This is a genomic window from Bathymodiolus platifrons methanotrophic gill symbiont, from assembly GCF_002189065.1.
In the GTDB taxonomy this organism is placed as follows: Bacteria; Pseudomonadota; Gammaproteobacteria; order Methylococcales; family Methylomonadaceae; genus Methyloprofundus.
This window is the reverse complement of sequence record NZ_BDMN01000021.1, coordinates 32934-55775: the sequence shown is the minus strand read 5'-3', so window position 1 is coordinate 55775 and position 22842 is coordinate 32934. Positions and strand designations below refer to the sequence as shown.

At 43.8% G+C, this 22842-nt stretch carries 23 protein-coding genes and 2 pseudogenes; 12 read left to right on the top strand and 13 right to left on the bottom strand.

Annotation, left to right across the window (positions count from 1 at the left end; translation table 11 throughout):
* Positions 1-279: 279 nt before the first annotated feature.
* The 11 genes and pseudogenes from CDZ78_RS21610 (at position 280) to CDZ78_RS01530 (ending at position 14547) form a co-directional block, all read left to right on the top strand.
* Complete coding sequence (locus CDZ78_RS21610) at positions 280-441, top strand: hypothetical protein (protein ID WP_167374139.1); 162 nt, start codon at positions 280-282, stop codon at positions 439-441.
* A 54-nt stretch (positions 442-495) separates the two neighbouring features.
* Positions 496-711: a helix-turn-helix transcriptional regulator gene (locus CDZ78_RS01575; protein WP_087868384.1), complete on the top strand. Its 216-nt coding sequence runs from the start codon at positions 496-498 to the stop codon at positions 709-711.
* A gap of 161 nt (positions 712-872) precedes the next feature.
* On the top strand, positions 873-1064 hold the full coding sequence (locus tag CDZ78_RS01570; protein ID WP_087868383.1) for a type II toxin-antitoxin system antitoxin: 192 nt from the start codon (positions 873-875) through the stop codon (positions 1062-1064).
* Positions 1061-4186 (top strand): anti-phage-associated DUF499 domain-containing protein, encoded by a 3126-nt coding sequence (locus tag CDZ78_RS01565; protein ID WP_087868382.1) that lies wholly within the window; start codon positions 1061-1063, stop codon positions 4184-4186. Before CDZ78_RS01570 ends, CDZ78_RS01565 begins: the two co-directional genes overlap by 4 nt.
* 3 nt (positions 4187-4189) lie before the next feature.
* Positions 4190-4804 carry an anti-phage-associated DUF3780 domain-containing protein gene (locus tag CDZ78_RS01560; protein ID WP_087868381.1) on the top strand — a complete coding sequence of 205 codons (615 nt, stop codon included), beginning with the start codon at positions 4190-4192 and terminating at the stop codon, positions 4802-4804.
* A 67-nt stretch (positions 4805-4871) separates the two neighbouring features.
* Positions 4872-5630, top strand: coding sequence for an IS1 family transposase (locus CDZ78_RS01555; protein ID WP_087868380.1), 759 nt, complete (start codon positions 4872-4874; stop codon positions 5628-5630).
* A 39-nt stretch (positions 5631-5669) separates the two neighbouring features.
* Positions 5670-8696 (top strand): anti-phage-associated DUF1156 domain-containing protein, encoded by a 3027-nt coding sequence (locus tag CDZ78_RS01550; protein ID WP_087868379.1) that lies wholly within the window; start codon positions 5670-5672, stop codon positions 8694-8696.
* A 6-nt stretch (positions 8697-8702) separates the two neighbouring features.
* Positions 8703-11432, top strand: a complete 2730-nt coding sequence (locus CDZ78_RS01545; protein WP_087868378.1) for a phospholipase D-like domain-containing anti-phage protein — start codon at positions 8703-8705, stop codon at positions 11430-11432.
* A 20-nt stretch (positions 11433-11452) separates the two neighbouring features.
* On the top strand, positions 11453-12307 hold the full coding sequence (locus CDZ78_RS01540) for a restriction endonuclease (protein ID WP_087868377.1): 855 nt from the start codon (positions 11453-11455) through the stop codon (positions 12305-12307).
* Between the two features lie 5 nt (positions 12308-12312).
* Positions 12313-13220: pseudogene (locus CDZ78_RS01535) on the top strand (CBASS cGAMP-activated phospholipase).
* Positions 13210-14547 carry an SMODS domain-containing nucleotidyltransferase gene (locus tag CDZ78_RS01530; RefSeq protein WP_087868376.1) on the top strand — a complete coding sequence of 446 codons (1338 nt, stop codon included), beginning with the start codon at positions 13210-13212 and terminating at the stop codon, positions 14545-14547. The pseudogene CDZ78_RS01535 and the gene CDZ78_RS01530 overlap by 11 nt, the downstream one beginning before the upstream one ends.
* Here CDZ78_RS01530 and CDZ78_RS01525 read toward each other — a convergent pair.
* Genes CDZ78_RS01525 through CDZ78_RS01500 form a run of 7 tightly spaced genes read right to left on the bottom strand, consistent with a single transcriptional unit; the run spans position 14529 to position 17343 of the window.
* On the bottom strand, positions 14529-14981 hold the full coding sequence (locus CDZ78_RS01525; protein WP_087868375.1) for a lysozyme: 453 nt from the start codon (positions 14979-14981) through the stop codon (positions 14529-14531). The genes CDZ78_RS01530 and CDZ78_RS01525 overlap by 19 nt on opposite strands.
* A gap of 1 nt (position 14982) precedes the next feature.
* Complete coding sequence (locus tag CDZ78_RS01520; RefSeq protein WP_230990551.1) at positions 14983-15441, bottom strand: hypothetical protein; 459 nt, start codon at positions 15439-15441, stop codon at positions 14983-14985.
* 2 nt (positions 15442-15443) lie between these two features.
* Positions 15444-15731: a DUF6127 family protein gene (locus tag CDZ78_RS01515; protein WP_087868374.1), complete on the bottom strand. Its 288-nt coding sequence runs from the start codon at positions 15729-15731 to the stop codon at positions 15444-15446.
* A 58-nt stretch (positions 15732-15789) separates the two neighbouring features.
* A complete protein-coding gene (locus CDZ78_RS01510; protein ID WP_087868373.1) occupies positions 15790-16758 on the bottom strand; it encodes a phage late control D family protein in 969 nt (322 codons plus the stop codon).
* A 3-nt stretch (positions 16759-16761) separates the two neighbouring features.
* A complete protein-coding gene (locus CDZ78_RS01505) occupies positions 16762-16971 on the bottom strand; it encodes a tail protein X (protein ID WP_087868372.1) in 210 nt (69 codons plus the stop codon).
* Positions 16971-17105: a phage tail protein gene (locus CDZ78_RS23530; RefSeq protein WP_230990558.1), complete on the bottom strand. Its 135-nt coding sequence runs from the start codon at positions 17103-17105 to the stop codon at positions 16971-16973. The genes CDZ78_RS01505 and CDZ78_RS23530 overlap by 1 nt, the downstream gene beginning before the upstream one ends.
* The gene (locus tag CDZ78_RS01500) at positions 17056-17343 is read right to left on the bottom strand and encodes a phage tail protein (protein WP_230990552.1); all 288 of its coding nucleotides are present in this window, start codon (positions 17341-17343) and stop codon (positions 17056-17058) included. Before CDZ78_RS01500 ends, CDZ78_RS23530 begins: the two co-directional genes overlap by 50 nt.
* A gap of 88 nt (positions 17344-17431) precedes the next feature.
* Here CDZ78_RS01500 and CDZ78_RS01495 point away from each other — a divergent pair, with 88 nt between their 5' ends.
* Positions 17432-17677 (top strand): hypothetical protein, encoded by a 246-nt coding sequence (locus CDZ78_RS01495; protein ID WP_087868371.1) that lies wholly within the window; start codon positions 17432-17434, stop codon positions 17675-17677.
* Between the two features lie 44 nt (positions 17678-17721).
* Here CDZ78_RS01495 and CDZ78_RS01490 read toward each other — a convergent pair whose 3' ends face one another.
* The 6 genes and pseudogenes from CDZ78_RS01490 to CDZ78_RS01465 form a co-directional block, all read right to left on the bottom strand.
* Positions 17722-20007, bottom strand: a complete 2286-nt coding sequence (locus CDZ78_RS01490; protein WP_087868370.1) for a phage tail tape measure protein — start codon at positions 20005-20007, stop codon at positions 17722-17724.
* A 134-nt stretch (positions 20008-20141) separates the two neighbouring features.
* The gene (locus tag CDZ78_RS01485; RefSeq protein WP_087868369.1) at positions 20142-20390 is read right to left on the bottom strand and encodes a phage tail assembly protein; all 249 of its coding nucleotides are present in this window, start codon (positions 20388-20390) and stop codon (positions 20142-20144) included.
* Positions 20387-20635 carry a hypothetical protein gene (locus CDZ78_RS01480; protein WP_087868368.1) on the bottom strand — a complete coding sequence of 83 codons (249 nt, stop codon included), beginning with the start codon at positions 20633-20635 and terminating at the stop codon, positions 20387-20389. The genes CDZ78_RS01485 and CDZ78_RS01480 overlap by 4 nt, the downstream gene beginning before the upstream one ends.
* Before the next feature lie 18 nt (positions 20636-20653).
* Entirely contained in the window at positions 20654-21157 is a 504-nt protein-coding gene (locus tag CDZ78_RS01475) for a phage major tail tube protein (RefSeq protein ID WP_087868367.1), read from the bottom strand.
* Between the two features lie 10 nt (positions 21158-21167).
* Positions 21168-22342, bottom strand: a pseudogene (locus CDZ78_RS01470) (phage tail sheath subtilisin-like domain-containing protein).
* Entirely contained in the window at positions 22335-22838 is a 504-nt protein-coding gene (locus tag CDZ78_RS01465) for a hypothetical protein (RefSeq protein ID WP_087868366.1), read from the bottom strand. The pseudogene CDZ78_RS01470 and the gene CDZ78_RS01465 overlap by 8 nt, the downstream one beginning before the upstream one ends.
* Between the last annotated feature and the right edge of the window lie 4 nt (positions 22839-22842).

Below are 22842 nucleotides of genomic sequence, written 5' to 3'. Positions count from 1 at the left end.
TGAATTAATAAAGGATGTGTTTCAACTGATGCCATCAGGAAAACATATGATTGGCAGAGATTTAGGGCGCTTAGAGCCAACAGCATCATTAAAGTATTGTTCTGCTGGGTGAAGGTAAGAGTTTGATGGCAATGGGATGGAAAAACTTGAACATCGAGTAAAAGTCAACGTCATTAAATTGCCGTTAACATAATCGAGTCACTGGCAAAAAGTGGCTTTGAGACGCTAGGCTATTTCGGGTATATCATCAGCGATAAGTGCGCGTCTCTAAATAAGACAATGCAACCAAAGTCCGCACGGCGTGGGCTTTGTGAATCTTTTCGCAAGTCACTGGGCATTGAGAATAAAACAATGGCGGTGGAAAGACACCGCAAACCAAATAATGCTGACTATACACTACTGACCGGTATCAATCAGCCGCCAACAGCACTATTAACTTGATAACTGCGCAACAGGAAGCGTTCATGGCTAAACCAACGCAACGGAGCGAGCGCCATGACACAATCGAAATTATCCACTAACCGCATCAATCAGAAACAACTTGCCAACTACTGGGGAATCTCAGAACGTACATTAGAACGATGGCGAGGAATTGGGTATGGCCCCGTGTTCATCAAAATTGGAGGCCGAGTGATATATCGGCAAGAAGACATCCGAGAGTACGAAAACACACATTTAAACACCTCGACTCAATCACAAGTCTATATATAAGGTAGATAAACACTACCAACATCATGAATATTCTTCCCCACTCCGCCAGCGAGAATTATCTTGCAGATTCAATAAAATGAACGTTTTCCCATGTTTCGATTGTACTGCAAACAGTAGTACAGTATATTGCAGTACATTTGCAGGCATTCTTGGAGAATCTAATGGCTACTACCAAAACTACGACGCTGACTTTCCGAGTCGATCCGACTTTGAAAGAAGCGTTGCGTGCTGCAGCTCAAGCGGAACATCGATCCATCTCAAATATGATCGAAGTGCTAATACGCGAGCATTGCGAAAAGAATGGTATAGCCATAGAACAATCAAAAGAATCAAATGGGGAGCATTCACAATGATCAAAACGGTAAATCAGGCGTGCCGATTTAATCCTGTTATTCAGGATTATCGAATGAGCCAAGGAATAGAGAACTTAGCTGATCTCATTGAGGATGCTGGGGACGGCCAAGACTTCTTCACTCGAAACTTTGTTACTCACGGCATGGAACAATTATTCCGTGAAGGCATGTTGCGATTATCTGGGAAATCGGATCAGGCCGTCTTTGAACTGACTCAAGCCATGGGCGGCGGTAAAACCCACATGATGATCGCGCTTGGTCTCCTTGCTCGTCATGCTGAACTCAGGCCAGGTGTCTTGCCGGAAGATTTAAATAGCCGTCTTGATTTTGAAGGAGCTCGAATTGCAGCCTTCAATGGTAGAAATAATCCTGACAATCACATATGGGGAGAGATCGCGACTCAACTGGGTGCGGAAGAAGAGATTAAACCTTATTGGATTAATGGACCAAAAGCAGTCGACCAACAAAAATGGAAAGACATCATTGGCGACACCCCAACGCTAATAATGCTAGATGAACTCCCTCCCTATTTAGACAATGCAAGCACACAGGTACTTGGCCAAGGTACCTTGGCAAATATGGTGGTATATAGCCTAGCCGCACTAATGAGTGCAGCTCTTGAATTACCTAACTGCTGTATTGTTATAGCTAACCTGTCTGGAAGTTATAACGCACAGACCAAAGCATTAACTGAAGCGATTTCCAATCTTCAGCAAGAAACACGTCGTCAAGCGATGACAATAACCCCTGTTTCGTTAGCTGGTAATGAGATTTATGAAATTCTCAAAAAGCGTCTAATAGATGAACTACCCGATGAGCATGTCATCAATGAGATTGCTGAAGAATATGCACAGCAAATTAAAAAGGCAGAAGATGGCGGTTACATTATCGCCTCAAGCATTGAACAAATAGCAGAACAAATTCGGGAAACATATCCATTCCATCCATCCTTTAAGCATCTTGTTGCACTCTTCAAAGAAAATGAAGGTTTCCGGCAAACACGGGGATTGATGCAGTTTACAGCTCGTCTGCTGAAAAGTGTGGCCCAACGAGAAGTGGATGACGTATTTCTAATCGGCACACAGCATCTTGATCTAAACGATGAACAGGTCAAAGATGAAATTGAACGTATCGCACCTAAGTTAGTGCCTGCGGTTACTCGCGACATTGCAGATAAAGGTAGTGCCATTGCCGAAACACTTGATGATGAAATTGATAGTGATGCATCCAGACAGGTCATGACACTACTACTTGCCTCTTCATTATCACGCGCTGTTGGTGGACGAATCGGTCTTTCTGAAAGCGAAGTCATTGAGTTCTTGGCAGCACCAAACCGAAAAGCGGATGAATTCCTTGATGCGATACAGAAATTACGGGAGCAAGCCTGGTACTTGCACCGAGAAGAACAACGCCTCTTTATAAAAGAGACCGAAAATTTATCACGGCAAATTGAACGCAATGCTAAAGAAGTGCCACAGCCAAAAATTGATCAGGCGCTAATTAATCGTCTGACAGGTATTTTACAACCAGTACGTCGGAACACATATCAAGAGGTGCAAATTCTACCTCGAATGGATGAACTAAGGTTGACTGGACCACGAGTTCTCATCGTTATCAAACCAGATGGCAAAGTTCCACCGAGTGAATTAACTAACTTCTTCGAGTTCCAGCAAGAGAAAAATAATTTACTGGTGCTGACTGGCCAAGATAGCCTTATGGCTGATGCGGTTGAAGACCGTCTGCGTGATCTCTATGCCATTGAGCAAATTGACAAACGCTTAAAACCTGGCGATACACTTTTTGAAGAAGCCAGAGATAGGCTTGAAGAATCTGAGGAACGTTTCACCAAAGCTTTATCTGCTGCATATAACAGCATCTATTTTCCCGGTTTGGATGACATTGATAACACTCAGAAACTGGTTCGTGTAACTATCGACAATGGCCTCAAAGTTGGTGAAGGTGATCAATCAGCTGAAGTACAAATCGAAAACTTGCTTGCTAGTCCACGCGCTAATTACAAACTGGCTTCAGACTTGAAAGATAAATTCATCCAATATTTTGCAATGGCTGAAGCAGAGCTTTGGCCTTCAGGTAAAGACAATCGTCGTACTCCATGGAAAGATGTTGTAAGTAGAGCTAAGTGCAACTCAATTTGGCCATGGATGCCCGGTAATGGCGGTATGGATACATTGAAAACCGAAGCATTAAAACAAGGTCGTTGGCGTTTAGGCGAAGATGGCTATATAGAAAAAGGACCATTCCCTCAGGAAAAAACCAGTGTCAATATATCACTACTGAGTTCACATTCTGATACCGGCGAATCCATTGTCAGCTTAACACCAAGAAATTCTGGCGAAAGCCCTGTTATCTATTACTCGACTACGCCTGAAGTTTTAGAAACTGATTCACAAGTGGAAGACCTTGAAAACTTTAGCACTTCAGAAGGTACACTTTATTTTATGGTGAAGGATCCAAGTGGAAAATATGAGAGTGGATCACCCACCCGCTGGATTGCAGAATTAAAAATTCGTCATCAAGTCGAACCTGCCGCAGATAAACGTAAAGTGACTTTGCAATGTACGCCTCAGGCAGAAATGCTATACACATTGGATGGTTCAAATCCAAAAGACGGAACAACCTATGAACAACCATTTGAAATAGGTTCGGATGCAACTAGGCTGCTGGTCTACGCAAAAGCGGGTGAGGCAACAAAAACGGCTGATTTCCAAATCCCACACAGTGGCGATAAAACGATTCAAATTGATGAAGCCAAACCCGCTCGCCTTAACAGTGGGAAACGTGTTGCTCTGGATACCACCGATAGAGTTTACGGTGTGATAAATCATTTCCGTGAACAAGTAGCAACAAAATTTAAAGGTGTTCGAATTGAGATTGGAGAAGGTGAGAAAACCGTAACAGTGCGTTTTCAAGAACGTCAAATTACTGCGGCCATGATTGAAGGAACGGTCAATAGCCTTCGTGAGGTATTACAAGAAGATGATGCACAAGTCGCCATTATGATTGCTGATGGTATTGATTTTGAAAATGGTTTTGAGGCAAAGGAATTTGCCAAATTAGTCGGTATGGAATTACAACCCGGCGATATTGCACAAGAGGAATAAATAATGGCTGAGGTTACACCAACCAAACAAAGAAAAGCGTCTACACAACCAACGTTGGGCTTTGGTGTACCTGCAACGAGTGATCCGCATCATTTTAAGGTCACTATTCCAAAGGGTAATGGCGGCAAAGTTCAAATCAGTGAGTATTTAGGCTTACAAGCCCAAAGTGATGAATTTGCTGTTATTGATCGCGTGCTCCTAGCACGCCCACGCTGGACAAAAATTCGTAGCGAAGTACAACGCACTTTTAACGCTCGCTTGAAGGCACACAGCGTTAAGCCCTCTTCCTGGAAAGTTGGAGACAACATGGTAGATCGGCTTTTAGGCAAAGAACTATGTGTATTGGCATGGGCTGTTGAAGATATGGATATGGATAAAACACCAGTCGCTGTGCGTAATTGGCTAGCACTACGCCCCGAAGAACGCTGGTGGCTATTTGGCATGACTGCTATGAATACCGGTGGAATGAAAGATGGTGAGAAAGGTTGGCGTTTAGCACTCAGGCATGCCTTGGGCGATGTTGCTCAAAGCGACTTATTAAAACCACGCAGCCGAAAAATTGTAGCTAATAAATATCAAGATCCCCGCTTACCTATGCTGGACTTATTTGGTGGGTAGTGGGTTAAATCTGTTATTTCACTTAAATAATTAGGAGAAGTAAAAGGTTTACATCATAATTCCTCGAATGAAATGTTATCAAGAAGTAAGTTGCCCAAATTGTCGCTGTAGCACTATCATGAAATCAGGAAAGAATGCTCAAAATATACAGCGGTATCGCTGCAAAAATAGTGCCTGCCAAACTCAAACATTTATGCTGTACTATCGCTATAATGCATGTGTGCCTGGAGTCCAAGAAAAAGTCGTCGAAATGGCTATTAATAGCAGTGGTATTAGAGACACCGCACGGGTTCTGAAAATCAATAAAAATACAGTCATCAGCATCCTGAAAAGCAAAGAAGATAGCCTTGTACAGGTAAATCCTATTTTTCTATCTCAAAAATCAGAAACACCTTTAGACGTTCGGCTGGAGCTTGTTTGCGAAGAAGTTGAGATTGATGAACAATGGTCATTTGTAGGTAAAAAGTCGAATCAGCGATGGTTATGGCATGCTGTTGATCATGCGACTAATACAGTCATTGCTTATGTATTTGGCAAGCGTAAAGATGATGTTTTCAAAGAGCTAAAAGCCTTACTGACTCCTTTTGAAATAAGCAGATATTATACAGATGACTGGGGGGCTTATGAGCGAAACTTAGATGTAAATGAACATGAAATAGGCAAACAAAACACTCAAAAAATTGAACGAAAAAACCTAAATTTTAGAACATGGATTAAACGCTTAACGCGTCGAACAATCTGTTTTTCCAAAATAGAACAAATGCATGATATTGTCATTGGACTATTAATTAATAAAGTCGAATTTGGACGAGATATTCATGCCTAATAACAGATTTAACCCACCACCATTTGGTGATGAGACCTTATGACAGAATTAAAACCACTAGCCCTGCAGAATGCCCCTGCGCTGATTGAGGCTGTATTTCCAGCAAAGAAAGTTTCTTGCGAGGCGCAAAGAGAAAGAAAAGCAGGGCCTGCGCAAACATTGCCTTCGGTAGGTTCCTACTGGAAAGGACGTAAACCACTTATTCTTGTTAGAGCTATTGTGCTTGGTACTCTGTTACCACAAACAGAAGATACTGAAAAAGATTTAGAGATATTTGAAAAGTTAATGGCATTCGATAGTGAAAGTTTATCTAAACGTGCGCTGATCCAAAACTCCATAAAGCCTAAAGATATCGCATGTAAAATTGAACTACATAATCCATGGGATTATTTCACGCACAATATTAAGATTGATGATCCTGTTTTCGTTGAGGTTTCATCACTGACATTCCCTCTCGACAGTGATGCTCAAGGGATTAATATTCGGTGGCGTAGAGATATATCTCAGACAGACAAACTGAAGTTATTTGAAGCAACACTTCAAACAGTTGAAAGCTATGAAGAGCGCTCATTACTTTGCAAACGTCCTGAAGAAGTCGATCAAGACTGGCTATATGAACATATTTGGATTGACGTTAATTCGCACCTATCTGATTTTGGCGTTAAGGCCGAATCCATTAGTGAATTAACCCAACAGCTAGGTGTTTTAAGATACGGGCACACTCCAGTTGTTGGTGATACTTTTAGTGGTGGTGGCTCAATACCATTTGAAGCAGCAAGAATTGGTTGTGATGTAAATGCCTCTGATCTTAACCCTATTGCATGCATGCTTACTTGGGGAGCAGTCAATATTGTTGGTGCTAGTAAAGAGCACCGCACTCAGATAGCAGAAGAGCAACGGAGTATTCTTCAAAAACTTGATGATGAAATAACTCAATTAAAAATTGAGCACGATGAATATGGCAACCGAGCAAAAGCATATCTTTACTGTATAGAAACTAAATGTCCAGAAACAGGTTGGCTAGTGCCTCTATCTTCTAATTGGGCAATATCAAAGATGAGAAATATTATCGCGAAGCTTATACCCAATCATAATGAAAAGCGATTTGATATTGAGGTTGTCATCGGTGTATCTAAGGAAGAAATGAAACTAGCTGAACAGGGAACTGTTCAAGATGGTCATCTTGTTTATGAGCTTGGCAATAAAACGTACCGTACTCCGATTAAAACACTAAGAGGTGACTATACAGATTCAGAGGGAAACAATGCTAATAGACTACGAAAATGGAATAAAACAGATTTTAAACCTCAATTAGATGATATTTTTCAAGAAAGGTTATATGCCGTCCAGTGGATCACAAAAGAAAGTATAGGAAAATCCCGAGAGGAAACTTTTTTTTCAACTGTTACAGAAAAAGATTTAGAGCGGGAAGCCATAGTCAACAATCTAGTGTTTAAAAACATTGACCAATGGCAGAAAGATGGCTTAGTACCAGATATGGCTATTGAATCAGGGTATAACACTGACCAACCGACTAGAGAACGTGGATGGACGTACTGGCATCACCTTTTTAATGCTCGTCAAATATATTTCTTTGCAGCTTTAGGCAGCTTAAGTAATAGTGCGGAAACATTATTAGGAATCGCAAATTGCTTGGATTTCAACTCTAAACTGTGTGGTTGGGGTACTAGTATAAAATGGGACGGCGGTCCAGTCCATGTCTTCACAAATCAAGCTTTAAATACTAATTTAAACTATGGGCAATACTCGAACTATATATTAACTGAAAACATTTTCTTTAAAACCTTTCCTGAAAAAGAAAGAAGTTTTCAATCAAAAGTTAATGTCCTAATTGAGACTTCTAGCGCAGAATCAATAACACGCATTTCTGATATTTGGGTAACTGATCCGCCTTATGCTGATGCAGTCCATTACCATGAGATAACAGAGTTTTTTATTGCCTGGCTTAGAAAAAAACCTGCAAAAGAGTTTGCAGATTGGACTTGGGATTCAAGAAGAGCCCTTGCCGTTAAAGGATCTGGTGATGATTTCCGCAAAGGCATGGTTAATGCCTACTCTGCCATGGCAGAGCACATGCCAGACAATGGTATGCAGAGTGTCATGTTCACCCATCAAGACACTGGTGTTTGGTCGGACATGATCGGCATATTCTGGGCTGCAGGCCTACAAGTCGTGGCTGCCTGGTATATCGCCACTGAGACAACATCTGAACTTAAAAAAGGTGGTTATGTTCAAGGTACCGTTATTCTCATGCTACGCAAACGCCCTGCTGGTGAAAACGCAGGATTCAAACAGCGTTTACTACCAGCGGTTCGTGCAGAGGTTAAACACCAAATTGAAACCATGATGCACCTTAATGACGAGGTTAAAGATAAAATGGGCGAGCCTGTATTTAATGACTCCGATTTGCAAATGGCAGGTTATGCTGCGGCGTTAAAAGTGTTGACTGCCTACACACAAATTGGTGGTGAAGATGTGACGGCTTTCGCGCTAAAGCCTCGCGCTAGCGGTGAAGTTACCGTTGTTGATGAGATCGTGCAGCAAGCAGCAGAGGCGGCAAACAGTCTATTGGTCCCCGAAGGACTGAAAGCCGATACCTGGCAAAAATTAAATGGTATTCAACGCTTTTATTTACGCATGATGGATATGGAAACCACTGGAGCTACAAAACTGGATAACTACCAAAACTTTGCCAAGGCGTTTCGTGTTGAAGACTATGGTCGAGTGATGGGAAGCATGGCGGCCAATAAGGCACACCTGAAACAGATTACAAAATTTGAATCTCGTGACCTGACTGAAAGTACCGAGTTGGGGGCAAGCTGGTTAGGTCACATCATTATTGGTTTGCAGCAACTTATCGCTGAAACAGACCCTCAGGTGATTATTAGCCAACTACAGGCCGAGTTACCCGACTTTATGGAAACCCGCCATCTACTTATCGACATGCTTAGCTTTATTGAAAGAAAAGCAATGGATGAAACGGTACGAGAAGTTGCCGAGGTGCTGAGCGCACGTCTACGCAATATGCGAGCTTTAGGGGAATAATCAGTAATGACGATAAGGAGGTTCTCATCACGCACACACCGTTTGGATAACAGTTTTTTGCTCGAACATCTTAAAGGTGCTCGTAGTTACAAACGCATTGCTGGCTATTTCACCAGCTCGTTATTTGAAGTGGCCAATGAGTTACTAGAGTCTATCCCTGATGTAAAAATTGTCTGCAACGTAGATATACATCCTGCTGACCTCAAAATTGCCCAACTACGTGAATCCAAAATGATAGGCCGTTGGAATGAGCATGATCTGGAAACAGAGGCGCTCCTCAATAGAGACCGATATCGTCGTCTTGATAGTTTTTTGGCAAAACATGGTCAGGTAATTCGTGTTGCGCCAGATAGTATCTGTGGCTTCCTTCATGGCAAGGCCGGTGTGATAGAACTTGAGGATGGTCGTAAGCTTGGATTCATCGGTTCAATGAATGAAACCAGTAGCGGTTGGCAACGTCACTATGAAATTTTGTGGGAAGATGAATCAGCTGAAGGTGTCGCATGGATTGAAGAGGAATTTGAATTCTTATGGAATGCCGCTCGCTCGTTACCCGATGCCGTTATTCGCGAGGTAAAACGTCGTGGTTACCGGCGTGAAATTATCTTTGATGAAATTGATGAAGACGATGATCTAGCACCTGCCGCATTGATCGAGTCACCGTTGTATCGCCAAGGTTTTGCATTGAGACCCTGGCAGCAAGGCTTTGTCAGTGAATGTGTTCGTCACTACCATAATCACGGCATTGTCCGTTTGCTACTCGCTGATGAGGTAGGTTTAGGAAAAACTTTATCCATGGGTACTGCCGCTCTAACGCTTTGTTTATTAAGTGACAAAGAAAAGAAAAAACGCAAACCGGTTATTATCTTTGCCCCAGCAACATTGTGTGAACAATGGCAGACAGAAATGATAGACAAACTGGGTATCCCTTGTGCACGTTGGCATACCCAGAAGAAGGCTTGGCTAGACCCAGATAACCGAATTATCTCCCCCACCGGACATGAACACATTGCTAAATGCCCATTGCGTATTGGCATTGTTTCTACCGGTTTAATGATGCGTGACTCACTCGAAAAACAGCACCTCCTTGGTTTGCGCTATGGCCTCACCATTTTGGATGAAGCCCATAAAGCTCGAAGTCGTCAGGGTTTTGGAAAAGATGCAGGCACACACAATGAACTACTATCATTTATGCGAGAAGTCGCCGCTCGTTCTGATCATGTCATATTAGGGACGGCTACGCCCATCCAAACCAAGCCAGAAGACCTTTGGGATTTAGTCGGCATTTTGCATCAAGGCGTTGGTAACTTTGTACTGGGAAACGATTTAGCCAAATGGCATCGTCCCCAAGAAGTTCTCCCCATACTCTCAGGTGAACAGGAAGTGAATGAACCATCATTTGCCTGGGAATTATTAAGGTCACCATTGCCTATGGTTGATTCGACGCAAGAGCCTTTTGCTCGACGCTTGTTCAGTGCTATTCGTCAAGACTTAGAGGCCAATGCCGAATGGGAAATAACACGCCCACTAACCGATTTAACTGATGATTCACGCGAATACCTTGAGGATGAATTAGATCGTGAAATTTCAGGTGCCAGTTTCTTCCAGCGTGAAAACCCATTCGTCAGGCACATTGTTTTACGCAAGCGAGCTTCATTAGAAGACGCCGATTTATTGCCTCGCATTGGTGTTGATCTCCACCCTGACCGACAGCTTGCTAAAGAGGTACATAAATTTAATAGCCTATTTGAAGGGAATGCACTCAGAACCAGCGAAGATTTTCGTCAAGCCTACGCTGAAGCTCGTAACTTCGGTAAAGCACTTGCCAAAAGCGGTAAAGGTAGTGGCTTTATGAAAAATCTAATGGAACAGAGAATTTGCTCCAGTATTGCAGCAGGATTAAGTACCGCAAGAAAGTTACTTGAGGGCCGTACACTTCAAGAAGAAAACGATGAACAAGAAGTTGTATTAGCAGTTGATAATCAGGAAGAAAAAGCTGTTCTTGAACGTATGATTTCTCGACTGGAAAAAATTACTGAAGACCCAAAATTACAGGCAGTTGTTCACTACCTCGAACAAGAGAAATGGCTTAGTTATGGCATCATAATATTCAGTCAATATTACGATACGGCTAAATGGTTGGCAGACTCGCTTGCTGAACGCTACCCAGATCAAGCAGTTGGTTTATATGCTGGTGCTGGTCGAAGCCGTTTATATCAAAAAGGTGATAGCGTTAACATTGAACGTGAAACACTTAAAAACATGGTGGCAGAACATGAACTCACTATCATGGTTGCCACCGACGCAGCCTGTGAAGGCTTAAACTTACAAACACTCGGCACGTTAATAAACATTGATCTACCGTGGAATCCAACAAAGCTGGAACAGCGTATTGGTCGAATTAAACGCTTTGGTCAGGTGCGTGAAAAAGTGGACATGCTTAATCTTGTCAATGAGCAAACGGTTGATGAAAAAGTCTATGAGCGATTATCGGAACGAATGCGTGACCGCTACAGTTTATTTGGCTCACTCCCCGACACAATCAAAGATGAATGGATTGAAGATATTGAAACCTTAGGTGAAAAAATGGATGACTACATCGACGCTCAGAAAGAAGCCAATGGCTTTGACCTACGTTACAACACCAGCATGAGTCCATCTGAAAAAGACTGGAGAGATTGTTCAGATGTTCTTTCTCGTCGAGATTTTACGGAGTTGATGACTAATGGATGGTGATATTGAAACAGGTAATAAATATGATAACTTTTGACCAACTTATGCTTCCGTTAATGAAAGCACTGGTGAACCTCGGTGGTTCAGGCAGTATCGATGAAATATATGAAGAAGTTGTCAAACTCGAAAAGTTTGATGAAGAAATACTTGCTACCCTGCATAACCCTGAGAAAAGTAGCCAGACTGAAATTGGCTATCGACTGGCATGGGCTCGCACTTATTTAAAAAAGGCTGGGTATCTTGAAAACTCGTCGCGTGGTGTTTGGGCACTAACTGACAAAGCCAAACAGGTTGAAGATATTGATAGTAGAGAGATAGTGTCGAATGTCCGCTCAATGGACAGAGCTTCAACTCAGGGTAATCAAGATCTATCCGATCCCGCCACCGCTATTGAAGAATCGCCGGAAGAAATGCTGGCGTGGCGTGAACGTCTTCACCATATCCTAATCGAAGAGATGAGCCCTGATGCCTTTGAACGTCTTACTCAGCGTTTATTGCGTGAATCTGGCTTCGTTCATGTTGAGGTCACCGGAAGAACTGGTGATGGTGGAATTGATGGAAAAGGTATTGCTAGACTAAATGGCTTAATGAGTTTCCATATCGCTTTTCAATGCAAAAAATATAAAGGCTCAGTCGGCTCACCTGAAATCCGCGATTTCCGTGGTGCAACTGTTGGTCGTGCTGATCGAGGTATGTTTATTACCACAGGTAGTTTTACGAAAGCAGCCATCGAAGAAGCAAATCGCGATGGTGCATCACCTATAGATCTTGTAGATGGTGATCAACTGGCAGATAAGTTAAAGGAATTGTCACTCGGAATAAAAACTGAACTCGTTGAAAAAGTTACCGTTCAACCTGATTGGTTCTTGAGCCTATAGTTTTCATGAAGATACTTGCCATTGATGGGGGTGGGATAAGAGGATATTACGCTGCCCATATCATCAAAAGAATTCAAGAATCCTTCGGCATTAACTTCTCTGAAGAATTTGATCTAATCACTGGAACAAGCACGGGCTCCATATTGCTGCAGCTCTTGCGTTAGACATACCCATTGCAAGAATATGTACCCTATACGAGAAGCATAGTCGTAAAATATTTAAGCCCACGTCATTTTCATTTGGTGGATTACTTCGCGCACATTATAGCCAGAAATCACTCCATTCTTTATTGCATAAAGAATTTGGTGACAATACATTATCAGACACGAAAACACGTTTGCTAATCCCTTCAACAGATATAGGGAACGGCCAGGTTCATGTGTTCAAATCGTCCTATTCAGATGAATTCACCCGTGACAGCAATATCAGAATTGCTGATGCTGTACTAGCATCATGCGCAGCACCAAAGTATTTTGACCCTGCATTTGTAGACCCCTATTTACTGGCTGACGGCGGACTCTGGGCAAATAACCCAAGTCTTGTTGCTGTCACTGAAGCAATGACACGCCTTTCCAGTTCCCTTGATTCAATTCAACTCCTATCCATCGGAACAGGCATTGGAAATAACTATTATCCGGTAAATAAAAGAAATAACATGTGGGGATTTTTAACTGGCTGGGGCATTAAGTCCTTTATTGAAATGCTGCTCAATCTGCAATCTGCAAATGCACATAATACTGTAGGGCTGCTATTGAATGAAGATCAATTAATCCGCATAAACTTTGAGTCTGACCGAGCTTTACCACTTGACGATCCGAGCATGCTAGCCGATCTAAAATCACGAGCTGATTGTGATTTCACAAAAGCGTCAGACAGAATCAAACAACTGCTAAGGAACAGCGATGAAGCTTGACCACTATTTAACAAACTTTCTAAAAGATACTGTCAATCTCAATCAAAGTAGAATCGACACATTAAAACAACGTGTCGATACGATCTCCGAATTTGTTAAACAGCTAGATGAATTTGAAGATTTATTCATTGAAACTACTCCTCAAGGATCATGGGCTCATAAAACAATAATTAGACCCGTAGGAAACGATGACTTTGATGCCGATCTAGTGTTCTTCCTCAATGAAAATGAAGATTGGCAACCCAAAGATTATATTGATACCTTGTACCACTGCTTTATGGCCAGTAATACATATAAGGATATGGTTAGTCGGAATACAAGATGTGTCACTCTGGATTATGCTGGAGATTTTCACCTTGATGTTATTCCTTGCATTAGGCGAGATAGTGTTTGGGATGGAGAAACAGAATGGATATTAAATCGCCAGGATAACTCTGAAGAGCAAACTAACCCTGATGGCTATTCTGAATGGTTTGCTGATAAAACCAGGGAAACTGATGGATACTTGATAAAGGTTGTCAGACTATTTAAATATTTAAGAGACCATAAAAAGACATTTTCAGCCAAATCTGTACTGCTCACTACTCTTCTAGGTAATCGTATTCATCTATTTGACAACCTATCAAATAATTTCAGTGATACATCAACGTCATTACAAACCATATTTAATCGGTTAAATGACTATCTTCAAGAAAATCCAATTATGCCTACCGTTCAGAATCCCAGCATGCCGTCTGAAAACTTTAATCGACACTGGGATCAGAATAAATATGACAACTTTAGAAATTGTATTCAGCGATATAGGGAATGGATTGAGGATGCGATAGCAGAACAGGATAGAGAAGAATGTATATTGAAATGGCGTAAAGTCTTTGGTGGTGATTTTGCTAAAAGTGTAATAATCGAATCTAGGTCATCTGGATCAACTATTATTGCCTCTGAAGATACGAGTCATGTGATAGTGCCACCATGGCCAATTCAAAGAGTTGGCAGCTTAAATATTAATGCTTCTCTACATTCTTCAAAAGAAGGTGGTTTTTTAGGGAATTACACATCTGATGGGCCAAGATTGAAACCTGATACATGGATACATTTTTCTGCAAATCATACGTTTTCTCAACATATTAGAATTAAATGGCAAGTAGTGAATACTGGTTTGGTTGCCCGCCTTGCTCGTTCTTTACGTGGTGATATTAATCAGGTTGGATCTGATATTTGGGAACATACCGAATACAAAGGCACGCATTGGGTAGAGTGTTTTGCTGTGGATATAAAAAAAGGTGTATGTCTTGGAAAAAGTGGCCGGTTTTATGTGAATGTTTCCTGACTATATATATTAGCTTCAGCATTACGCCTCATCTTAAGTCCCTTTAACTTCCGTCCACCAGCCCAAACCCATCGTTTCAATTGAACAGGCACATCACCATGTTCTTCTCGATTTACTTTACGACGCAAGGTGGATCGCTGCAACGCGCCAGACCCCAGGTTAAAGGTAAAAGATACCAATGAATCAAACTGGCCCTCTGTCAGTGGCACATCAATCAACTTGAGAACACCGCGCTCGGCCCAATGAACATCTTGCCGGAGTAATTCTTCGCATTCTTCCTTATTAATACCTTCAGCAAACAGATGATTTTCATCATCACGAACTACATGTCCATAACCAATCGTAGGGTATCCTGCCGGGCAGATATAAACAGATGACGAGAATCCTTCAAATCGTTTGATCAGATTGATGCCTTCCTCTGTAACGTGGCGCATGTTATTTTCCTCGCATTTTGTTTAGCGCACGCTGACCAAACCAGAAGCTCATTACAGCTGCAAACAATGCTTGGGTTTCTGGGTCCCAAATTTGTGGCATAGCCTGTACGACGGATAGTCCCTCTTCGCTCACCAGCACATACAAAGCACTGACTTTTACCACAGTGAAAAGCGTAAAAAATGCATAGGTGATCACCGGGCGAACGGATGCACGCAAACCATCGACCCATGTCACGCCAGATGGCTGGCTGTCGTGTTTGTACAGCGCCTGACTTTCAGAGATATCTGCCTCTACAGAGATTTCTTCTAAGCGTTGGTTGTGGCCCAGTTTCATCTGTTCCATTTGTCGATCCAGAATTGCCAGCTCGTGCTTTCGATCTTGACCATCTCGCCATAGACCGAGTAAATCCGGAAATGCACTGGATACAAATCCCAGTAGGCTACCTAATAATGTCAGCATGATTAATGCCCTCCAAAAAGTTTTAGTTTGATGACCAACCCAGCCATTAGGGCTAACAGTACGCCGGTTGTTGTAATACGAATAACGGTCTGCCATGCCGTATGTCTGGCGACATGAACCGCTTTTAGAAGTGAACGAAGATCACGTATATCTTCTGCTGCGTCTGCGCCATCTAGGCCAACATCATGTAGTGCTCTTAATGCACCACGCTCGGCCGCACAGTTGAGCATTTCTTCAAACTCCTCCCGTCGGAGGTTAACCATAGGTTTATTATTTTGTGTGTCGTTCATTGGTCCTCCAATAAATTGTCCGCCAGGTGACGGAAAGGTTTTCTAAAATCAATGTTCTTTACTTGGGTATTTCCGCTTCTATGCTAGTCACTAATCCCTGACTATCTAATTGGTGTTCCACGCGCTGGATTAACCATTCGCCGTCGACCTGATTGCGTATGCCGTTTAATGCCAGTTTTCCTTCTGCCATCAACTCACTGTTTCCAAGCAGTGTCAGGCTTAAGGTGCCAGTACCTCGCTCTAGCGCCTCCAGCTTTGCCTGTGCGGCACGTGTTGCCTGTTCGGCATCTGAATAGTTGTGGCGCAAGGTGTATACGGGTTTTCCTTTACCAACCCGGACAGGCACACGCTCTGCCTTCATTGGGTCATGCCAGTGGGTTATTACTGCGACGTATTTACCACGGTCGGCTTGGGTGATACGGTGGCGAATCACCTGTGATGCAACAACCTCAATGGTAGGTAGGGTTTTTCCAGAGATGCTTTTGGATTCACCGCGAGTGGCAAAGATCAGGTTGCCTGAAACAGGCTTGGTTACGGCACTATTTTCTCTGGCTAACCGAGTAAGCAGATGCAAATCTGACTCTTCAGTTTGATCCAAATGCGTATAACTGATTGAGGCTAGCGAATTACTTATCTTTGGAATCAGGCCATGTTCATTAGCGATACTGGAAACTAAATCATCCAATGTGACATTGTCCCAGACCCGCGTTTGTGGAGCCTTGAAGCTCTGACGCATGTCTGATGCTTTTGCTCTGATCGTTAACGTATCAGGTGGGCCACTGTGTTCAACTTCATCAACGATATAGAGCCCAAGTCTAACCAGCTCTGTCTCTCGGTAGCCCAACGATATTTCTAATTCAGCACCATGGATTGGCCAGATGATTAAACCATCCCGGTCATCCAATGTGAGCTCAACTGTATCTGATTTGATACCCGCTTCGTCGGTAACACGCAGAGATAATAATCGATCTCGAATACGTTCGGTAATATCCTGACTGTCTGCGTGAATTCGAAAATCCGGTGTCATAGTTTAGTCCCACAATCTGATTGCTCCCGGCTTAACGGATAAATCTGAAAAGTCAGGTAGTTCAATGATCACACCCGATGGTAATACAGCGCCTAGTTCTGCAAGATCAGGATTATTTTCAAATACTGCCTCGGTGTATCGTGATGATTCGCCATACCATGCCTTGCAAATAGCATCGAGCATGTCGCCATCACGAGTACGATATTGCGCCATTAGCGATCTTCTCCATATCGGGTTAGCCGAAGCTGAAATTCCAGTTTTCTAGGTTGTCCATTCGTAAGCATGACCGACTGTGTTTCATCGACCTGTAAAACAACCCATCGACCCCCAAATAAACCCAAGACCATCAACCAGTAATAACGGTTCACCTTTGCCTGCTCGCGCACGCATTATGTCGAGTTGTTTAATGCCGCCCTGATAATGGGGATAGATAGTTCCTTTGATATCCAGTGTTTCAGCGCCCAGACCAATAAACTGTTGTGCCGGTAATCGTTGCAATCGTTCCTGTGCTTTCCAGCGATAGGCATTGCTGCGGCGTAATTCTTGATAGGCAGCTGTCGTTAATGAAAAATGGTATTCACTCATATCAAAAAACCCAGCACTGGTTGAAAATCATAAGTGACACCCCATGTAAAGTATGTATAACTAACCAAATAGCAAATGGAGCTTGATCATGGCTAACAAGAAGCAAACATCAAAACAAGTAGCGTCACATGCAGCGAAAATTTTGACTGACAAAAACTCATCTAAAACCGCGAAAAAGTTGGCAGCATCAGCTTTATCGCAAAGTGGTAACAAAAAACAGACTGGAGCAGAACTTGAAGATCTAGCCTCTACTGTTTTAAGTAGTCCTAAGTACAATGATGAAACAAAAGAACTCGCTGGGTCTGTGCTTTCTCAGTCAAACAAGAAGCGATAGCCGATGTCGAGCAGTTGAACAACACAGTTAGAGGACAGGTGTTATCAATCTCTGTCGTAAAGCGCTGAGCGCTGAGCCTGTTGCCGGTTAAGTGCATTTTGAACCTCTAACGCAATCGCACGCTCATCCATTCCGGGCTGCGCATTGATAGTGATTGGCGCGTCAATTTGGACAACCTGTTCAACTGGGGATCGGCTCTGTTGCATCACTGCAGGTAATTCTGGCGATTGTGTCGCTGCCATTACGGGTGTTGATGCCACCAGTGCTCTTCCAACCGTAGCGCGAGCTAGTTTTCCGAGGTTATTTTTAGGTTTGGATTTTGGTTCATCGTCATCACCAAAAAATCCTGTCACTGAATCCCAGGCACTGCCCAACATTTCCATTGGCTTGCCGAGAAAATCCAGCTTGCCAACGATCCAGTCAACGGCCGCTGAGGTCATGTCTTTCACCCCTTGCCAGAGACTACTAAAAAACTCCCCGATAGGTTCCCAGTGCTGAATGAGCATATAGGCGGCACCAGCCAGTGCGGCAATACCTACCACGATCAATCCGATAGGATTAGATGTCATGGCAATATTGAGTGCCCACTGCGCTGCAGTAATGACGCCCATTCTTATCGCACTCAATCCCGCGAGCACATTCATTCGAGCCATGCCTAACTGTGCCAACGCAATACCTGCACTCAAGGTTCGATATGCCGTCACCAGTGTCAACACGCCACCTTTAAGAAAGGTAAATGCATAAGCACCGGCAATGGCCGTAACCTTTAATACAATCAAACCAGCTGTGGCACCGACAACCACTTTTGTTAGAAATGGATATTCTTGCGATGCAGACGATATCCCGCTGGCAAATGAGGCAAAGATACCTGCACCCGCAGCAACGGTAGGTAGCAATACATTCCCTAAACTAATGGCCATGCTTTCCATGGCGCTGCCTAATCGTTTTAATGCACCACTGGTGGTATCGCCCATCTTTTGGGCCATTTCATTAGCGGTGCCTTTTGCTTTTTGCAGCTGAGCAATATAATCATCCAAGGCACCAGAGCCTGCTTGCTTGAGCAGTTCGGTCATACCCGCTGCGGCTTCACTACCGAATAATTTTTTGATAATCGCAGCTTGTTCAGCTGTGCCAATAGACTGTGTTGCCATACCGATTTCTTTCAGAAGCACCGGCATAGAGCGTAAGTTACCTTCAGTATCTTTGACGCTCAGACCGAGTTGCTCAATGGCATCGGCTGCCATTTTAGGTGGTGCTGATAATCGTAAAAATGCAGCACGTAATGCAGTACCTGCCATACCGCCCTGAATACCGACATTACCCAGCAACCCAGCCATGGCGGCCACTTCTTCTAATGATGCACCCGTTGCACTTGCAACCGGTGCTGCATATTTCAGCGTATCGCCAAGCATCTGCAAAGTGGTATTCGAGCTAGTGAAAGTGGCTGACAAGATATCACCCACACGACCCATCTGCTCAGCCTCAAGTGAAAAACCACTGAGGATATTCGAGGCTATGTCTGCCGTCACAGCTAAGTCGCTCCCAGCTGCTTGGGCCAGATTCAACATACCCGGTGTTGCGGCCATTATCTGATTAGTTTTAAACCCAGCCATACCTAAAAAGGTCATGGCCTTAGCACTTTGGCTGGCGGTGAACAACGTTGTCTCACCTAATTTACGCGCCGTTGTTTCTAACGATTGTAATGATTTCTCATCCGCACGCGTAATAGCGCCCAGCTTGGCTATCGACTGCTCAAAATCCACAGCGATCTTAACTGGCGCGGCAATAACGGCACCTAAAGCCACTGCATCAAATAGCTGACCACGCAATCCTGCACGCCGGGCCTTAACGGCCTCCTGGGCACGCATAGACTGGGTCAGCTTTTTGTATTTGGTATTTAATCGATCAAGCGTCGAACCGAGTCGCTTGTTTTCACTGGCAAGTTTCCGGGCATTGATCCCTGCACCGTCCAGTTCACGGCGCACCTGTCGTAACTTGTCTTTTTGGCTGCCTAGCTTTATCGACAGGCTGGCCGCTTTCTGTTTTGCTAGCTCAAACGACTGGCTCAGTTTTTTGCTCGGCTGATCTGTCGCCGCCATTTCTTTGCGTAACCGCATCACTTCTTTAGCTGCCGCATTGTAAGCCACACGTGCCTTGCCTAGATTCGCCTCAGCTATCTCGAATTTACCAATGGCTTGTTGCTGAGAACGTAGTTTCTTTAACGCACCACCCAATTGATTGAGCTGTACTTGCGAGCCACGTATTGCCGTTTTGAAACTACCACTGACTGCTGCACCAATCTGGATTGCTAGTTTGAAAGAACTCTTCACTTACTTCACTCCATTTTTGGGGCACGCCTCAAGCCATGCTATTAATTCAAAGCCATTAAGTTCGAGTAGTTCTGAAAGCGGCCACCCTGTATGAGAGGCCAAGGCGATACAAGCGCGGCGCGCATCAACAGCGCTTAAGACAAAAAATCCTGGTACACCTTTTGAAGTTTGGCGTAGTCAGCCATATCTAAACTCATCAAGGTTTCAGGTGTCACTTCACAAAGGTTTGCAAACAGATTTATTTCCTTTTCAGCATCAGAAACCTTAGTCGATTCGACACCCAGCATATCCCGCACCTTAGGTCGGCGGACCTTGAGTTGGTTTACACTGACACCATCGACTTCAACGGAATATTTTAGTTTTACAGTCGTCGCGTCACTCATGTGTTTGCCTCTTCAGCCTTTACTTTATCTTTTTTACTTTTCAAAGCAGCCAGTTCACTTTTAAGGGTTTCATTCTCAGCAATTAATTCGCCAATGCGAACAGCGCTGGGTTGATGCGTACCGATAAAGCCTCCGTTCAATAACGGCTGCGCCTGTTTCTCTGTCAGGTCTAGTCGATCACCGAATCTGACTTTTACCTTGTCATGCAAGGTAGGTTTAATCACGTAGTAAGTTGTTTTTTCCATCTTGTTTTCCTCTATTAGTTAAAGACCAAGCGCATCACGAGTTGTTGCCAGCTGATCGACACCACCGATGATGCGTACCATGTTGGGAATATCAATTTCATGCACAACTTCGCCACCGTGGGTTAATTTGTAATAACGCAGGGCTACGGCACATTTAAGGGATGCCTTTTCACCAGCCTTCCAATTACCCCAGTCAATCTCACGCAACGTGCCCTGTAAGTTCACCGCAACCGGTGTTTGAGTGCCATCATCACTGACCAAGGCACCACGAATAGTGAGCGGAACGATATTGCCCGGTGCAAGACCAAAGACTTTCAACAAGTCTTTATCAATGCGTGTGAGCATAAAATCGCATTCGAGTTTTTCCATACCCATTTCCACTTCAACTGGCGCATCCATCCCGCCTGCACGAAACTCCTCTGTCTTCATGGCAAGTTTTGGCAGGTTCAGTTCTTCAACATTTCCGGCATAACCTCGTCCGTCTACGAACAAGGACATATTCTTTAAAATATCATTCAGCATGGTTTACTCCTTAAGTAGTGCTCGTCAGCACTTCGGTCAGATAGTCATTCACCAGATGGCTGCGGAAGGTGATGTGTTCTGCCGGGTACGGCGGCGTAAAATCAAAATCGATATAGACTTTCCCCTGGGAGAGTTGGTCGATAGTATTGAGTTCAGGATCTGCCCATGCTTGGCCATTGATGATGGCGCCGACGGTTCGCAGGTGCCGCAAATAGGCATTCACACCTTCAAGGACATCTTCCAGATACGTCTTGGTGATATTGCGATCCACCGCCCACAATGTGTGCTCTTAGCAAACTTTCATTGATCATGTCTGCTGTACGGCGCACTGATAAAAAGGCCCACTTGGGATCGGCACTGCAACTGCGATTACCCCAGAGGCGGAAGCCATCTTTGCGAATAATGGTTGCCACCTCATTTTCATTAAGATAATTAGCCCGCGCATTGGTATCACCCAAGGAAAAATCGATAGAACGCGCCGTGCCGGTAATACCGTTAATCTCTCGATTACTGGGCGACCACCAGAATCCGCGTTCGTTATCACTTTTTGCAATTAACCCAGCAATGCGTGCGCTGGCTGGTCGAATAACTTCACCATCCGATTGCGTGTCCCAGACACGCACCCATGGGTCAACAAGAAAGACTCTGGGACTACCGAAATTTCCACGATATGTAATGGCATCGGTATCCTGCGTATTAGGACCATCAGCGATAATCACAGCTCGTAGTCGCTCGGCAATACCAAGCATTTCACTGACCAATGCGGTGTTTTGTGTGAACTCAGGTGCAATTAGTATTCTGGGTGTCAGATGAACTTCACTTTCTGCCGCAAGAAAGGCCTGTACACCTTGATATTGCCCGGTGTCAGGATCGACACCACCAATAATATTCGACAACGTGTCGGCTTCACTAACACCATCTTCGACTCGAACAACAACGATCATCGCTCCAGCTTGATCAAAAATATCATCGATGGCTGCAGGCAAGGTTCCGCTAATACCTAGAGGTGCGGCTTCACCACGCCGACCGGCAATAAGCACTGGCGTATTGATTGGGAATTTAGTGGCATCCGCCATTAGAGGCTGTACCAATCAGTCCAATCACACTGGATCGAACGGTTTGGATCGGACGTGGGCCGCTATCAATCTCAACGACTTCCACGCCATGTAAAAATTGTTCAGGCATTGTTCATTACCTCGATATGATTAAGAAACAGAAAACAGAGATACACATCATCCTGTGTAGTTGGCTGTACCTGATGATAATCAGCCAATGAAAACAGGTAGCCATCTCCGGCTATATTGGTATGAGTAACGGGCGCACCGTTTTCCCAGATAGTAAACTTCCCACCATCATTAAGTGGAATAGACAGGCAATTAAACAACGGCTTGCTCGCGCAGTATTGATCCAGAAAACCACCGATGGGAAAACGCAGTAGCCATACTTCATTACTGGTTTGTTGTAATGCAGCAGGCACCTGTTGTTCATAAACTTGCTTAAGTGCAGCCGGAAAATTCCAACGCTTCAGAAATTCATATTCCGATAAAGCATTAACGCCATTGATCCCCATGCGACGTGACACGCCATGACTGCTTTTAAAGACATTCAAAGGATCATTAGTAGCCGCCAGCAGCGCAGCAGACTGCGTCGCACTTAACAGTGCGGGTTTAAGTTGAGTCATAGTG

Coding starts and splice junctions, on each gene's coding strand:
- CDZ78_RS01550 (WP_087868379.1), top strand. CDS start 5,670: ATGACAGAATTAAAACCACTAGCCCTGCAGAATGCCCCTGCGCTGATT.
- CDZ78_RS01575 (WP_087868384.1), top strand. CDS start 496: ATGACACAATCGAAATTATCCACTAACCGCATCAATCAGAAACAACTT.
- CDZ78_RS01495 (WP_087868371.1), top strand. CDS start 17,432: ATGGCTAACAAGAAGCAAACATCAAAACAAGTAGCGTCACATGCAGCG.
- CDZ78_RS23530 (WP_230990558.1), bottom strand. CDS start 17,105: ATGGTCTTGGGTTTATTTGGGGGTCGATGGGTTGTTTTACAGGTCGAT.
- CDZ78_RS01530 (WP_087868376.1), top strand. CDS start 13,210: ATGAAGCTTGACCACTATTTAACAAACTTTCTAAAAGATACTGTCAAT.
- CDZ78_RS01525 (WP_087868375.1), bottom strand. CDS start 14,981: ATGCGCCACGTTACAGAGGAAGGCATCAATCTGATCAAACGATTTGAA.
- CDZ78_RS01480 (WP_087868368.1), bottom strand. CDS start 20,635: ATGGAAAAAACAACTTACTACGTGATTAAACCTACCTTGCATGACAAG.
- CDZ78_RS01560 (WP_087868381.1), top strand. CDS start 4,190: ATGGCTGAGGTTACACCAACCAAACAAAGAAAAGCGTCTACACAACCA.
- CDZ78_RS01515 (WP_087868374.1), bottom strand. CDS start 15,731: ATGAACGACACACAAAATAATAAACCTATGGTTAACCTCCGACGGGAG.
- CDZ78_RS01500 (WP_230990552.1), bottom strand. CDS start 17,343: ATGAGTGAATACCATTTTTCATTAACGACAGCTGCCTATCAAGAATTA.
- CDZ78_RS01465 (WP_087868366.1), bottom strand. CDS start 22,838: ATGACTCAACTTAAACCCGCACTGTTAAGTGCGACGCAGTCTGCTGCG.
- CDZ78_RS01565 (WP_087868382.1), top strand. CDS start 1,061: ATGATCAAAACGGTAAATCAGGCGTGCCGATTTAATCCTGTTATTCAG.
- CDZ78_RS01505 (WP_087868372.1), bottom strand. CDS start 16,971: ATGGCGCAATATCGTACTCGTGATGGCGACATGCTCGATGCTATTTGC.
- CDZ78_RS21610 (WP_167374139.1), top strand. CDS start 280: ATGCAACCAAAGTCCGCACGGCGTGGGCTTTGTGAATCTTTTCGCAAG.
- CDZ78_RS01520 (WP_230990551.1), bottom strand. CDS start 15,441: ATGCTGACATTATTAGGTAGCCTACTGGGATTTGTATCCAGTGCATTT.
- CDZ78_RS01510 (WP_087868373.1), bottom strand. CDS start 16,758: ATGACACCGGATTTTCGAATTCACGCAGACAGTCAGGATATTACCGAA.
- CDZ78_RS01540 (WP_087868377.1), top strand. CDS start 11,453: ATGATAACTTTTGACCAACTTATGCTTCCGTTAATGAAAGCACTGGTG.
- CDZ78_RS01570 (WP_087868383.1), top strand. CDS start 873: ATGGCTACTACCAAAACTACGACGCTGACTTTCCGAGTCGATCCGACT.
- CDZ78_RS01545 (WP_087868378.1), top strand. CDS start 8,703: ATGACGATAAGGAGGTTCTCATCACGCACACACCGTTTGGATAACAGT.
- CDZ78_RS01485 (WP_087868369.1), bottom strand. CDS start 20,390: ATGAGTGACGCGACGACTGTAAAACTAAAATATTCCGTTGAAGTCGAT.
- CDZ78_RS01555 (WP_087868380.1), top strand. CDS start 4,872: ATGAAATGTTATCAAGAAGTAAGTTGCCCAAATTGTCGCTGTAGCACT.
- CDZ78_RS01475 (WP_087868367.1), bottom strand. CDS start 21,157: ATGCTGAATGATATTTTAAAGAATATGTCCTTGTTCGTAGACGGACGA.